At 36.8% G+C, this 14,352-nt stretch carries 15 protein-coding genes; 7 read left to right on the top strand and 8 right to left on the bottom strand.

Annotated features, from left to right (window positions below; genetic code table 11):
- Nucleotides 1-9 precede the first annotated feature (9 nt).
- Entirely contained in the window at nucleotides 10-627 is a 618-nt protein-coding gene (locus Q8907_01380) for an NUDIX hydrolase (protein ID MDP4272910.1), read from the top strand.
- A 72-nt stretch (nucleotides 628-699) separates the two neighbouring features.
- On the opposite strand, the gene Q8907_01375 is transcribed toward Q8907_01380, so the two are convergent.
- From Q8907_01375 to Q8907_01355, 5 genes are all read right to left on the bottom strand, one after another.
- On the bottom strand, nucleotides 700-1,593 hold the full coding sequence (locus Q8907_01375; GenBank protein MDP4272909.1) for an alpha/beta hydrolase: 894 nt from the start codon (nucleotides 1,591-1,593) through the stop codon (nucleotides 700-702).
- A gap of 47 nt (nucleotides 1,594-1,640) precedes the next feature.
- Entirely contained in the window at nucleotides 1,641-2,378 is a 738-nt protein-coding gene (locus Q8907_01370) for a glycosyltransferase family 2 protein (GenBank protein MDP4272908.1), read from the bottom strand.
- Nucleotides 2,379-2,414: 36 nt separating this feature from the next.
- Nucleotides 2,415-4,082 carry a glycosyltransferase family 39 protein gene (locus tag Q8907_01365; GenBank protein MDP4272907.1) on the bottom strand — a complete coding sequence of 556 codons (1,668 nt, stop codon included), beginning with the start codon at nucleotides 4,080-4,082 and terminating at the stop codon, nucleotides 2,415-2,417.
- Nucleotides 4,083-4,085: 3 nt separating this feature from the next.
- Nucleotides 4,086-4,604, bottom strand: a complete 519-nt coding sequence (locus Q8907_01360) for a phosphatase PAP2 family protein (GenBank protein ID MDP4272906.1) — start codon at nucleotides 4,602-4,604, stop codon at nucleotides 4,086-4,088.
- 458 nt (nucleotides 4,605-5,062) lie between these two features.
- Entirely contained in the window at nucleotides 5,063-5,638 is a 576-nt protein-coding gene (locus Q8907_01355; protein ID MDP4272905.1) for a superoxide dismutase, read from the bottom strand.
- A gap of 175 nt (nucleotides 5,639-5,813) precedes the next feature.
- Between Q8907_01355 and Q8907_01350 the strand changes: the two genes are divergently transcribed.
- The gene (locus Q8907_01350) at nucleotides 5,814-6,266 is read left to right on the top strand and encodes a YhcH/YjgK/YiaL family protein (GenBank protein ID MDP4272904.1); all 453 of its coding nucleotides are present in this window, start codon (nucleotides 5,814-5,816) and stop codon (nucleotides 6,264-6,266) included.
- Nucleotides 6,267-6,300: 34 nt separating this feature from the next.
- Entirely contained in the window at nucleotides 6,301-6,861 is a 561-nt protein-coding gene (locus Q8907_01345; protein MDP4272903.1) for a manganese efflux pump MntP family protein, read from the top strand.
- A 38-nt stretch (nucleotides 6,862-6,899) separates the two neighbouring features.
- On the opposite strand, the gene Q8907_01340 is transcribed toward Q8907_01345, so the two are convergent.
- Together Q8907_01340 and Q8907_01335 are read right to left on the bottom strand one after the other, a co-directional pair.
- The gene (locus Q8907_01340) at nucleotides 6,900-7,967 is read right to left on the bottom strand and encodes a VOC family protein (GenBank protein MDP4272902.1); all 1,068 of its coding nucleotides are present in this window, start codon (nucleotides 7,965-7,967) and stop codon (nucleotides 6,900-6,902) included.
- A gap of 234 nt (nucleotides 7,968-8,201) precedes the next feature.
- Entirely contained in the window at nucleotides 8,202-8,915 is a 714-nt protein-coding gene (locus tag Q8907_01335; GenBank protein ID MDP4272901.1) for a biotin--[acetyl-CoA-carboxylase] ligase, read from the bottom strand.
- A gap of 229 nt (nucleotides 8,916-9,144) precedes the next feature.
- Between Q8907_01335 and rsfS the strand changes: the two genes are divergently transcribed.
- The 4 genes from rsfS (at nucleotide 9,145) to Q8907_01315 (ending at nucleotide 13,231) form a co-directional block, all read left to right on the top strand.
- Complete coding sequence (rsfS, locus tag Q8907_01330) at nucleotides 9,145-9,516, top strand: ribosome silencing factor (GenBank protein ID MDP4272900.1); 372 nt, start codon at nucleotides 9,145-9,147, stop codon at nucleotides 9,514-9,516.
- Between the two features lie 23 nt (nucleotides 9,517-9,539).
- A complete protein-coding gene (gene ftsH / locus Q8907_01325; protein MDP4272899.1) occupies nucleotides 9,540-11,666 on the top strand; it encodes an ATP-dependent zinc metalloprotease FtsH in 2,127 nt (708 codons plus the stop codon).
- Nucleotides 11,667-11,748: 82 nt separating this feature from the next.
- Nucleotides 11,749-12,567, top strand: a complete 819-nt coding sequence (locus Q8907_01320) for a phosphatidate cytidylyltransferase (protein MDP4272898.1) — start codon at nucleotides 11,749-11,751, stop codon at nucleotides 12,565-12,567.
- A gap of 7 nt (nucleotides 12,568-12,574) precedes the next feature.
- Nucleotides 12,575-13,231, top strand: a complete 657-nt coding sequence (locus Q8907_01315; GenBank protein ID MDP4272897.1) for a phosphatidylserine decarboxylase family protein — start codon at nucleotides 12,575-12,577, stop codon at nucleotides 13,229-13,231.
- Nucleotides 13,232-13,265: 34 nt separating this feature from the next.
- Here the strand turns inward: Q8907_01315 and Q8907_01310 are convergent, their stop codons facing one another.
- Nucleotides 13,266-14,198, bottom strand: a complete 933-nt coding sequence (locus Q8907_01310) for a glycosyltransferase family 2 protein (GenBank protein MDP4272896.1) — start codon at nucleotides 14,196-14,198, stop codon at nucleotides 13,266-13,268.
- Nucleotides 14,199-14,352 lie beyond the last annotated feature (154 nt).

Below are 14,352 nucleotides of genomic sequence, written 5' to 3'. Positions count from 1 at the left end.
TTATTGAAAATGAATGAAGATTTGTTGGCATATATAAAAAGAGTTCAGGCTATTGCGCAGAACGGACTTGCATACATTTCAAATCCTTTTGATCTGGAACGGTACGAAGAGCTTCGAAACCTCAGTGTAAAAATGATGTCGACCCTGTCAGATACGCCGGTTGAAAAAGTAACTAATTTGTTTGCTTTTGAAAATGGTTATCAGACGCCAAAAGTTGATGTGAGGTCTGTGATTTTCAGGGATGGGAAAATATTACTGGTAAAGGAAAAAATGGATGGCTGCTGGTCGTTGCCTGGAGGCTGGGCTGATGTTGGCTATAGCCCCTCAGAGATTGCTGTAAAAGAAGTAAGGGAAGAATCAGGTCTGATCGTAAAACCCTTGAGGTTGCTGGCCGTCATGGATAAAAAATGCCATCCTCATCCTCCTTCACCTTATCATTGCTATAAAATATTTATCAATTGCGAGATTGTAGACGGCCATCCTCTGGCTGGCTTGGAAACTTTGGGCGTTCAGTTTTTTGGACCGGATGAACTTCCTCCCTTATCTGTCGAACGCAATACGGTTTCACAAATTAAAATGATGTTTGAGTTTCTTGATAGTCCTCAGAAAGAGGCGTATTTTGACTAGGTATATAGTGAATAAAACAAAAGGGGATGCGATTTTGGAATCACATCCCCTTTTGTTTTTGAAGATATAGTGCTATTCAGCTCCTTTTTTCTGAACAAAACCTTCTGTAATCAACCAATTTTTAAGGTTGTCTACCCACTTACTTAGATTGGGATCTTTTTTAGCCATGCCGAATCCGTGTCCCCCTTTATTATAAATATGCATTTCGGCAGGTATTCCGGCTTTTTTCAGTGCAAGGTAAAAGGCAACACTGTTTTGTGGCGGAACAGTGCGGTCGTCATCTGCAAGGGCTAAAAATGTTGCGGGAGTATTTGATTTTACCTGCAATTCGTTGGAGAGGTATTTGACCATTTTATTAGTCGGATTTTTTCCGAGCAAATTGTCGTGGCTCCCTCTATGGGTGAATTCAAGGTTCATGGTGATAACCGGGTAACCCAAAATCATGAAATTGGGGCGTGAGCTTGCTTTTTCAATATTATCCGTTGCGTTGGCATTACCCTGGTCAAAATGAGTTCCTACCGTTGAAGCCAAATGGCCTCCTGCAGAAAATCCCATGATTCCAATTTTATCCGGATTGATGTTCCATTCCGCCGAATGGGCACGGACATAACGCATAGCCCTTGTGGCATCATCAAACATAGCAGGATATTGATAATGACGAACAGGGGTATTTAGCCTGTATTTTACTACGTAAGCCGAAACGCCAAATGAATTGAACCATTTGGCAAACTCTGTGCCTTCTTTTTCAAATGCAAGGTGGGTATATCCACCTCCAGGACAAATAACAACAGCTGTTCCTGTATTTATGTCTTTGGGGGCGGGGAACAGAGTAAGTGTCGGTTTGTCCTCATCTTTGTCACCCAAAGCGCCTGGGGCGCTATTTGACCAAAGAGGAATAACTTCTTGTGCCGATAACAAAGAACCGGAAAAGCAAAGTAATGAAAATAGTAATAATTTGGTTTTCATTTTTTTATGATGTAAGAAATTGTTTTTAGATAAGGCAAAATTGATTATTAGAAGATTTTAAATTTCGCAAAATGAATTTTCTGTAAAAAGTACTGAAAAGATACTTTTAATACCCCCAGGCCATATACTGTACTTCGGTGAATATTAATGGAAGAAGCCTCTTTGAAATATTTAGTTGGACAGGTAATTTCGGCCACCTCAAAACCTGCATAAAAAATTTGGGCCAGCATCTGATTATCGAAAATAAAATCATCAGAATCTGCGTGATAATTGATGTTTTTCAGAACATTGGCGGAAAAAGCCCTGTATCCGGTATGATATTCCGATAATTTCTGGTTCATCAGGATGTTTTGTGTGAAAGTAAGCAGACGGTTAGCAATATATTTATATATTGGCATACCCCCTTTTAATGCTCCTTTACCTAAAATCCTTGAACCTAATACCACCTCATAAACATTTTTAGCAATCAGGTAACACATGGAATGGATAAGTTTCGGCGTATACTGGTAATCCGGATGAAGCATTACTACTATATCTGAATTTAATTCCAAGGCTTTGTCATAACAAGATTTCTGATTTCCACCATAACCTGTGTTTTTTTCGTGAATAATAATGTGCTTTATTCCAAGTGCTTTTGCTACTTCCACGGTATTGTCCTTGCTGTTGTCGTCAACTAAAATAACGTTATCTACAATATCAAAAGGTATTTCATGAAAAGTCTTTTCTAAAGTTTTTTCTGCATTATAGGCAGGAAGTACGACAGTAACGATTTTATTCTCAATCATATAAATAAAGAATTATAATGAGTCTAATTATAAATTTTAATTTCCGGTATTTTTTAGCGGCCTTCTGATCAGGAAAACAAATCCATTTTTTTGGTAAATGAATTTTAATTCGGGATATTGCTTCAGGTATTGATCTTTTTTATCAATTTTTGTAACGAAATAAACAGGTTTGTCAATTTTGCCGTTTAGCAGCCATTCGTGTTCGTCAGAAGAAGGTACAGCAGGCACAGGCTTTTTAAAATAAAACAAATTGGCATAGCTCTTAAATCCCAGCGTTTCAACATAACAGTTTTTCCCTTTGACACCCTGATAAAAATCTATTGCAGCTTTTTGAGAATATTCTTCTACTCTGGGTGTGAAAAATATTGCAGTCATAAAGGTGAACACCATTGTAGATATAAAAAGCCCTGTAAATCCCGAAAAATAATTTTCTTTTTTCAACTGGTAGAGGAATATAATGAACGCGATGAGAAAAAATATCCCAATCAACGATTCAAATCCTTTCCATTGGGCATTGGCTTGTAAATTTGCCAGGGCAAAATCATCCTTTATAAGATTAGATTCAATAATCCTAGGAAGATAATATTTGATAAGCGGTAACATAATTGTTAGGAAGGCATATAAAGAAGCAACAATAAGCAACAATACCCGGGTCCATTTTTTCATGGGTATTTCCCTGTTGATGATTTTATAAGCCAGGTAAGCTGCCAGGAAGGATAAGGGATAGTAGCAGAGTGAAGAATAATGTATGATCTTGGTCTTGACTATAGTGAATAAAATTAACACTGTCCAGAACAAGATGACCATCCATTTTTTATATTCCCTTTGAACGGAATTATCCGAATAGGTTTTAAAAAGAGGGGCTAAGGCAAGTATGGAGGCCGGGAATACACCCAGGAACAATACAACGAAATGGTATAACAGAAAACCTCCATGTCCGGCATCTTTAGTTTGAAATAACCTGACCTGATAGTTGATGAAATCCACTACAATTTGATAATTCCCGCTGATGATTTGAATAATGAACCAGAGGCCACCGGTAAGGCATAAAACTATTATAAATGAGAGTATCTGCCAGAAATTTATTGAGATTCTTGAATGATTAAAGGCCCAATAAATGCCTACCGTTATCATAAAAATAAGCAAAGCCACCGGCCCTTTTGTCAAAATTGCCAAACCTATGAAAAATGCAGACAAACATATTGGCAAACAAGAACTTTTTTGTTCATTCATGCAGGTTTGGTTAATAAAGAAATATATTCCTGTAAAAATAAACAAGTTAAACCAGGGATCTATAATGCCTGATTTAAAATAGAAAAAGGGTAAAACAGAACCAGCATATGCCAGTGCCCAAAGGAAACCGAATAAAGAGTCATATAATTTACGGCCAATATTATAAATGACCAACAAACTCACCATGCCACATATTGCATTTGGAAAGCGGGCCGCAAATTCGTTGATTCCAAAACATTTCATGGATAATACCTGCATCCAGATAAATAATGGCGGTTTCTCCCAAAAAGGGTGAAAGTTGATTTGAACGGTCAGGTAATTATTAGAAGCCAACATCTCTCTGGCCGATTCAGCAAAATTGATTTCATCCCAATCAAAAAGGTGCACACCACCTAAAAAAGGTATGAATAGTATGGCACTAAAAATGATAATGCACGCTGTAACAAAATTATTGTTTTTAATCCAGGTCATTTATTATTTGCTTGTTTTTAAAATTGAATTAAATGATTTATCCATCCAACTGGCTTGTACATCCTTAAAAAAAGGGAAAAGCATTAAAGTTACCAGGGTTCCTATAATTGATCCTGCAAATATATCACCCAGGAAATGTTGGGAAAGATATACCCTTGAAAATGCAATTAAAAGGGAGATAAAAAAGAATGACAGTTTAAGAAATTTATTTTGCGAAATAATGGATAGTCCCAAAAAAGTTCCAAATGCAGTTGCCGAATGGCCTGATGGGAAACTATAGCTGCCCATCATACTTACCCCATCTACCAGATGTAATTTATATATTCCGGCAAAAAAAATTCCTGGCCTATCACTATGACCAAAAACAAATCTCTTTAAAAGTTGAACAATTAATCCGGAAATCAGAAAGGAAGCCAGAATAAATAGCGCATAACGATAGCGATAACAACATAACCCAAAAAACAGGAACACCACAAAAAGCCCATCTCCTAGGAAAGTGAGGTATTTAAAGAAAAAATCCATTGCCTGGCAATTATATTGATTGATAGCCAGGTGAATTTGTGTTTTAGAAAAAAAAATCAACAAAAAAGAAGTTACTAATAAAAAAAAGGAATATGGGATAAGAAAATATCGATTTTCTTTGATGACATTATGCAAAATATGATAAAATTTATACATTTTATGCGGGGAAAATATGAATTCGTCAATTTTTTGCAAGATAAAAACTTTTTAAATACAAATTGAAAATTGATCTTCATAAAAAGTAATAAATTATAGGAATATCTCAATTCCAAAACGTTTTGTAGCGCGGCATTTAAGAATGTGGGAGATTTATTGAGATTTGTTTCAGTAAGTTCAGCTCTGATAAAAATATTGGGCCCCGAGATATATAAATTCTTGAGGCCCTAGTATGAAATAGCCGGTTTAAAACCCTTAAAATGTTTATTTAAATCGTACAAATTGACTATTGGAAAGCTGGATCAGAATCTGTCTGATATGATTTTCCAATCCAGAATATTCCAGAAATGTTGAATATAATCGGGGCGTCTGTTTTGATAATCTAAATAATATGCATGTTCCCATACATCACAGGTAAGAATTGGAGTAAAACCTTTTCGTAGTGGATTTCCTGCATTTGATTCCTGAATTATTTCAAGGCTTCCATCATTTTTTCTAACCAGCCAGGCCCAACCCGAACCAAAGAGGGTGGCAGCAGCTTTCGAAAATTTTTCTTTAAACTCGTCGAAACTCCCAAATTGTTTGTTAATGGTAGCAGCTAGTTTGCCTTTGGGCTCTGTTACCGGTGAAGAAGAAAAACTTTCGAAGTAGAAGGTGTGATTCCAGATTTGTGCCGCATTATTGTATATTCCTCCATCTGCTTCCTTAATGATACTCTCCAGATCGGAATTTTCAAATTTAGTGCCTGGAATCAGGCTGTTGAGGTTATTTACATAGGCCTGATGATGTTTCCCGTGGTGAAACTCAAGCGTTTTCTCTGATATGTGCGGACTTAGTGCATCTAATGCATAAGGCAACTGGGGAAGTTTGAAAATCATAACTTGTTTTTTTAGTTTTTACAAAATTTTATCTAATTTATAATAAATTTAGGGCTCCTGCAAGGAATTATGAAATTTTTAAGTAAGGCCGGATACAAATGTCAAGCTAATGGAAAAAGTTTTGTTTCTTTGCAAATGTTATTAAATCTGATTTGAAAATTAAAAAACATATACAATGATTGTCGATTCGTTATCAAATATTGAGTTGTTCAAAGGATTGAACCAACGTTTATATAAAGGGCTTCAATTCTTGACCCGGGAAGATACAGCGAAGTTAAATCCCGGTACTTATGAAATTGAGGGAAAAGACCTTTATATTTCTGTAAGCGAATACACGCCGCAGCCTGAAAGTCAGAGAAGGTGGGAGGCTCATAAAAAATATATTGATATTCAATGCCTGTTTTGCGGAACAGAAAAAATCGGATTTACATCTGTAAAAGAATTGACTGCAAGTCAGGCTTATGATGAAGAAAAGGATATTTATTTCCTGGAAGGCAACAAGGGGGATTATGTCACCATGAAAAAAGGGATGTTCGCCATATTTTATCCGGACGATGCGCATAAACCTTGTATTGCCTTATCGAACCCCTCGCAGGTAAAAAAATTTGTGGTAAAGGTTAGAATTTGAAAATAGGCAAAATAATTTAGCTGTTAATAAGGCCATGGGTTTCCTCTCGATATTCCTGATTGCTGTTGGTTTATGTTTTGATTCTTTTGCTGTTTCCGTTTCCAGTGGCATTGTTTTAAATAAAATAAAGTTTTCCGATGCTTCGAAGATAGCCGGAAGTTTGGCTTTTTTCCAGGCAACGATGCCTGTTTTGGGTTGGTTCGCCGGTTATCAGGTGAAAGATTATATTGCCAGTTTTGACCATTGGATAGCATTTTTCCTGTTACTCTTCCTGGGCGTAAAAATGATTTATGAAAGTCTTAAATCTAAAGACGAACCCATCAATTTTAATCCTTTGGATTTTAAAGTCCTGATCACTTTATCCATTGCTACCAGCATAGACGCCCTTTTAGTCGGCGTCAGTTTTGCCTTCCTCCGGATTAATATTGCCGAATCAGCAGTCATTATTGGTGCTGTGACTTTTATTATTTCTATGGTTGGAATATTATTCGGGAAAAAGACAGGGAATAAATTCGGGAAAAAGATGGAAATTCTTGGAGGACTCATATTAATTGGGATAGGTGTAAAAATTTTGATTGAACACCTATCTCAATAATGATTTCTAAAGAATGAAAAATTAATTCTGATATTTTTCTATTTAAACTTACTGAAAGAGATTAAACCCAATAACCAGTCGGGTAAAGATTTAAAGGGATTACGTTTTCTCAGATCAATATACCACCCTAATTTTTTAATGATGGGAATACGGTGAGTTTCAACAAATTCAATTAAAGTTCCGTCGGGATCCTCAATGTACGAGAAGCTTCCTGCAGCCACACCCATATTGAAAGTTTCAGGATTGCTCAATGTACTATCCACAGTGAATGGAAATCCTTTTTCTTTACATTCTTCCTTTAGTTTTTCAAAGCCATGAATATCATAACAAAGATGAATAAATCCCAAATCGCCCCAGAACCGTTCTTTATATATTTTCTCCGGAGTACGGCTGTTAACCTGCAATAATTCAATTGTAGACGGGCCTAAAAGATGGCTGAAAGCTCCCATTACTGGTTTTGAAAACTTCAACATTACCCGTCTGAATGTTTCTCCTCCTCCTGGTAATGCGGCCAGATCATCAAATTTCCCGGTTTCATCGAAAACGACTTTATCATAACCCAGAATGCCGGAATATACCTGTAAAGCCTTTTCAATGTCAGAAACGCCAATTATTGCCCCCCATACGCCTCCTGTAACTTTCCCGCTATCTTTAAAACCTGAATTTTCTGTTACAATTTCGAAAATATTGTTAAATGGATCGCGTACGTAAAAGAATTCGTTATTTAAAGGGTCTTTTGAAAATCCAAACACATCCTGTTTTTGGTCTTTCATGAAATTATAAGCTTTCTGTACATTCTTGCTTTTAATTTTTACAGCAAAAATGCCAAGATCTCCTGCTTTAACCTGAAATTTTGGAGCCAGAGGAATCCTCTCTTCATATTGCCATATTTCAAAACCACCTCCGCCTTGAACATTAATGGCCAGCATGGCATGACGTTTCCGGGGTTGTCCGCCGGTATAGGGCTGCATAATATCTGCAGTTGCTTTCTCTTCGAAAATTTTAATATCCATTCCCAAATATTTACGGTACCATGCCCTTGCTTCGTAAATGTTGGAAACCCCAATACCAATTTGTTGAATACCACTTATAATTGTTTCTTTCATCGGTAAATAATTTGGCGGCAAAGTAAATCATATTTTTTTTACTTTACCGAAATTGGCTTTAAGATATTGGCGTTTTTCTGAATAATTAATGCTCTTATACTTTTTGAAAGGGGTATATCAAAAAAAGAAGTTGTCTTTTAAAAGCAGAAAGGAAGACTTTTCAGGTACTTTTAGTATAACAAGATCATTGATGAATAACATGAAATTTTAAGCAATTTAGAATAAGAATTAAGTTCAGTGCATAAATTCAATTTCTTTGAAAAAAAATTTTTGGGTTTCCCCGCTTGTAAGCTCAAGCACAAGTTCCCCCGAATCTTCGACCCTTATTATTTTTGCCTGAAAAATTCCTTTGCCGGTTTTGAATGCTGCAAATTCATCGAACCTGTATAAACAGGACAGGTATAGTTGATTGATTTCATCAAACTTTTCCTCTATAAGCAGTTGATAAAACCGCTCTATTTGTAGTAATATTTCCTTCAGGCAGAATTCCAGGTCATAATCCTGTTTCATGATATTTTTAAGGGAAACCGGATTCGGAGCATTACTGAGAAATTTTTCCTGGTTAATATTCAGTCCTATTCCGGCTATGGAATTTCTGATAATATTCTGCTCTACAATATTTTCAATTAATATACCACATATTTTTTTGTTTTTCCAATATATGTCATTGGGCCATTTGACGGAGATGTGGCCGGCGATTGGCTGAAGGAAATTTGCAATGGCCAGGGAAATGGCTTTTGAAAGAAAAAACTGTTGTTCGATTTTTAAAAAGCAGGGTTTCAAAATAATGCTGAAAGTTAGATTTTTTCCTGCTTCACTTTCCCAAAAATTATTTCCCTCTCCTCTGCCAGAGGTCTGTTCATCAGCCCATACAACCGTAAACTCTTCTGTATCAGGTTTCATCGCGAGATTCATCGCAAAGTAATTGGTGGAGTCAATCTCTGTCAATTTTATTATTTTTGTGGCTGTCATTTAGGTATATGATTTTAGTTTTAATGTTACGTGGACTAATCTAAGAGAAATTTAACGTTGTATAAAATAATTTTAAACAAATATTGTTTCATTACGTTGTACTTTTGATATTTTTACGTCAAATTCAAATAAATATTCAAAGAATTCGCTAAAAGACAGAAAAGATGTTAAAATTAACAATAACTTTGTATCCAAATATTTGTGCATGAGTCAGGAGGGAAGGTTTTCTACAGATGAATTAAAACAGTGGATTATTGAGGGAATCCGAAGTCGAAAAGGAAAAGATATCTTGTATCTCGATCTTTCTGCAATTGAAAATTCAGTAACAGATTCATTTATTATATGTCATGGAGATTCAACAACACAGGTAGCTGCTATTGGCGATTCTGTCATGCAAATTGTTGAAGAAAAACTTCATGAAGATGTGTGGCATACAGAGGGGTACGAAAATGCACAATGGGTACTTTTAGATTATGGCAGCATAGTGGTTCATATTTTTCAGAAATATTACAGGGATTTTTATAATTTAGAGGATTTATGGGCTGATGCCAAAATTCAAGTTATTAACGAAGAATAAATTATACTAGTATAGATTAACAGATGGCAGAAAAAAACCAACAGGATAACCGTTCGGGTAGCGGACAAAAGGGTAGCAATAATTCAAATCAAGGGAGAAATAAGGGTTTTCAGAATAATAATGGATTGTCCAATAATGACGATCAAAAACCCAGGTTTAATTCTTATTGGATTTATGCTTTTATTGCTATAGCTCTTTTATCAATAGAATTTTTTCATTTTGGCCAAAATGCTGAAGAGATAACCTGGCAGAAATTTGAAAGGGATATGCTCAGGACGCATCAGGTAGATAAAGTGGTGGTGGTAAATCGTGAAATTGCGGAGATTTATCTAAAACCTGAAGTTGTATCTACCAAGTACAAGGATTTAATGAATAAGCATTTCACCAGTATCCCAAAGGCTGGCCCTCATTTCTTCTTTAATATTGGTTCTGTTGAGATTTTTGAACAGAGAATGCAGCAGGCACAAAAGGATTTTAAGGAAAATGAAATTGTCAATGTCAGCTATGAAACCAGAAAAGATATTTTTGGCGACATTTTGGGATGGGTACTTCCGGTTTTATTGCTTGTAGTTGTCTGGATGTTTATTTTCAGGCGGATGAGCGGTGCAGCCGGTGGCGGTGGAGCAGGAAATATTTTTAATGTTGGAAAGTCAAAAGCCAAGATTTTTGATAAGGAATCCAACATTAAAATCAACTTTAAAGATGTTGCCGGGCTTGAGGAAGCTAAAGTTGAAGTTAAGGAAATTGTTGATTTTCTTAAAAATCCAAAGAAATTTACAGATCTGGGAGGGAAAATTCCCAAGGGAGCTTTGCTGGTTGGCCCTCCGGGGACAGGTAAGACTTTATTGGCCAAGGCCGTGGCCGGAGAAGCCAATGTGCCTTTTTTCTCCATGTCTGGTTCCGATTTCGTGGAAATGTTTGTAGGTGTCGGCGCTTCAAGGGTTCGCGATTTGTTTAAACAGGCCAAGGAAAAGTCACCCTGTATTGTCTTTATCGATGAAATTGATGCTATAGGACGTGCCCGTGGCCGGAATCCTAATTTCGGGGCTAATGACGAGAGAGAAAATACACTGAACCAATTGCTTACCGAAATGGATGGCTTTGGAACCAACAGTGGGGTCATTATCCTGGCTGCTACCAACCGTGCTGATATCCTCGACCGGGCATTGTTGCGTGCCGGCAGGTTTGACCGTCAGATCAGGGTTGAATTGCCGGATTTGAACGAACGTAAGGAAATTTTCAAGGTACATCTCAGGCCTTTGAAAATTGAAGAAAAACTGGATATAGACTTCCTCTCCAAACAGACTCCCGGCTTTTCAGGGGCTGATATAGCAAATGTTTGCAATGAGGCTGCTTTGATCGCTGCCAGAAAGAACAAGAAAGTGGTCGAGAAACAGGATTTCCTCGATGCAGTGGATCGAATTGTGGGTGGACTGGAAAGGAAAAATAAAATAATCAGTATAACCGAGAAAAAAACAATCGCTTTTCACGAAGCCGGACATGCTACGGTGAGCTGGATGCTTGAATATGCAAGTCCGCTGGTGAAAGTTACCATCATCCCCAGGGGGATGGCACTCGGAGCTGCCTGGTATTTGCCTGAAGAAAGACAGATTACTACTACCGAACAAATGCTGGATGAACTTTGTGCAACTTTGGGAGGCAGGGTTTCTGAGGAACTTAACTTTCAGAAAATTTCCACTGGCGCTTTGAATGATCTTGAAAAGGTTACTAAGCAGGCTTATGCTATGGTGTCTTATTTCGGGATGAGCTCAAAAATTGGAAATATGAGCTATTACGATTCCACCGGCCAGAGTGAATATTCTTTCAGCAAACCTTATAGCGAAAAAACAGCCGAAGTGATTGATCAGGAAGTATCGGATATTATCGAAAAACAATATCAGAGAGCTTTACAAATTCTGACTGAAAATAAGGAAGGCTTGGTAAAACTGGCTGATTTGCTTCTTGAAAAAGAAGTGATTTTTAGCGAGGATCTTGAAAGAATATTTGGAAAACGCAATTTTGGCAATCCTGAGGAGAGTGAACACCTTATTGATCAGCCTTCTTCCGAACCTGAGAAAAAGGATGCAATTGAGAAAAAGGATGAACCTGAAATTTCTGAAAAAACTGACGATTCGAAGGGAACGGTATAAAGATTAAGGGGATATAAAACTATTTTTTCTTTTTATGAATCTGGCCTTCGGCCGGATGTTTTTTAATTCAATTATTTTAAAAGTGAGCAATTTTGTTAAAAGAAGCATTACGGGTTCTTTGTTTGTAATCGTTTTAGTAGGTTCAATTTTATTAGGGAAAATTACTTTTTATATTTTATTTGCTACAATTACCTATTTAGGCCTGTCCGAATTTTATGGCCTTGTTCAGCGCAAAGGCGTGCGTGTACAGAGTGTGCTTGGTATAATTACCGGTGTGACCTTATTCACATTAAGCTTTTTGATCTCGGCAAATGTTCTGATGTTGAAGTATTTGTATGTTTTAATACCCTTGTTTATTGGCGTATACATCATCGAACTGTTCAGGAATCTTGAGCATCCATTTATTAATATTGCATTTACATTCCTGGGGATAATTTATATTGCATTGCCCTTTTCTCTTATGAATTTTATTATTTTCCCATCGGGCAATTGGCATCATTATGATCCACAAATGGTTCTGGGTTTTTTCCTGATGATTTGGGCAAGCGACACCGGTGCTTATCTTGTAGGAATGGCAATTGGGAAACATAAATTATTTGAACGCATATCTCCCAAGAAAACTTGGGAAGGTTTTGCCGGGGGAATGATTTTCTCTGTGCTTGCAGCTTTGGTGATTTCAAAGTATTTCCCGGCAATCAGTGATTATCAATGGACTTTGATGGCATTCATCGTGTTTCTTTTCGGTTCTTTTGGGGATTTATCCGAATCCTTATTAAAAAGAAGCATGCAAATAAAAGATTCAGGCAACCTTTTACCCGGTCATGGAGGAATTTTAGACAGATTTGATTCTGTTCTTATGGCAGCTCCAATGGTATTCGTATATTTGCAATTAATTCGTTAGTTAAAATATGATTCACAAAGAAGGCATAGCAGTCCTGGCAGTCATTTTTATTATAATTCTGCTGGTTGATTCTATTATTATTCGCCTGTCTCATTTAAAAGGGCAGAGTATTGTTATACTTGTTGTTATTTCCCTGTTGCTTTTTTCATTTTTTGTCTATTTTTTCCGCAATCCTAAACGGGAGGTGGTAAAAAATGAAGATTATGTGTATGCCCCGGCAGATGGCCAGGTTGTGGTTATCGAAGAAACTACGGAGAAAGAATGTTTAAAAGACCGCCGTATCCAGATTTCCATTTTTATGTCAATTTGGGATGTTCATATCAACTGGTATCCTGTGAGCGGGAAGGTTGTGTATTTTAAACATCATCCCGGTAAATATCTGATTGCAAAATTACCCAAGTCATCTACAGATAATGAACATACCACCGTAGTGGTTGAACAGAAAAATGGAACAAAAATATTGCTGCGTCAAATTGCAGGTGCTGTGGCTCGCAGGATTGTTCCTTATGCCAAAGAAGGCCTGGATGTAGAACAGGGAGAAGAAATGGGATTCATCCGTTTTGGCTCCAGAGTGGACATTCTCCTGCCTGTAGGTACTAAGATTGATGTGAAACTTGGTCAACATGTTACGGGTACACAAACAGTCATTGCCCAGCTTAAATAAATTTCAGAAGATAGGAGAGGATTAATGGCCAGGTTCAACTGCCGGAAGCTTCATTAAAAGCCTTGCTTTTGTGCTTTAAATTGAGTTGGCAGTAATAACCTAGTTTGTATATGTCGAAACATAGTAAACTTGGGCGATTTCCTGTCAAATTCTTTAAAAGTCTATTCCGGAGGAGACTGTAAATATTCCCCATAGCCCTTATCCCTCTGATCCGTTGAAGTAAATTATAATATCTGAGGATTTTAATATTTGCAATCAACTCAGAACTACTTTGATGCTTACGGGTTATTTGGTAAAGGTTTTCAAGTCCTTGCCCGGTCTTTTCCAAAAACTCCCTGGCGGTTTCTAACCCTATGTGCGTGAGTGGATTATCAATATGGATGATTTTTATTCCTGCCTTTGCTAATTCTAATCCAAAAAGGGTGTCTTCATGTCCATATCCGTTAAGTTGTTCATTAAAAGTGACCTTTTCAAACAGGACTTTGGGAATAAGAAAATTATTGGACAAGAACGAATGACTGGGCCGCATGTTCCTCTGGTCTGCATTAAAACATTCCCGTTTCCGGCCATATAGCCAGCGCAATATATAATTTGGGCTGCTATTTTGTGGCGGATAGTTCCTTCCACCGCATACTACCGTTTCATCATTTAAGATTTCAAGATATTGGCGGATGAAATGTTTGTCGGGGATATAACTGTCGCAATCTAAAAATAGAAGAAAAGGATATCTGGCCTCTTTTGCCAGGCAATTCCTGATTTTTGACCTGCCCAGTTTAGTATTTGCTTCAATATATCTGATGAATGAAAATTGGCTGACTTCCTGGTTTACTTTTTTGAATTCCGGAAGGGACGCATCGTCGATGAGTAATAATTCATAATTTATTGAGAGCACGTCCAATTGGCTGTGCAGCTGTCTTATTAGAGGAAGGATATCAAAATTATATACAGGAATACAAATCGACAACATATTTTTGAAGTTGCATATTTTAGTTTGATTATACAGAAATCAAAAGTTACATCTTTTTTTGTGGTTTAATTTGTTCTGAAGTCAGCTTTTTAAACTGATTATGCATAATATAAATGTAAAACTTCAATTGCTGGCTAAAAGTTTAAAATAATAT

The organism is Bacteroidota bacterium, from assembly GCA_030706565.1.
Classification (GTDB): Bacteria; Bacteroidota; Bacteroidia; order Bacteroidales; family JAUZOH01; genus JAUZOH01.
Note: the sequence above shows the minus strand (reverse complement) of the source record. Positions and strands in the feature narration are given on the sequence as shown.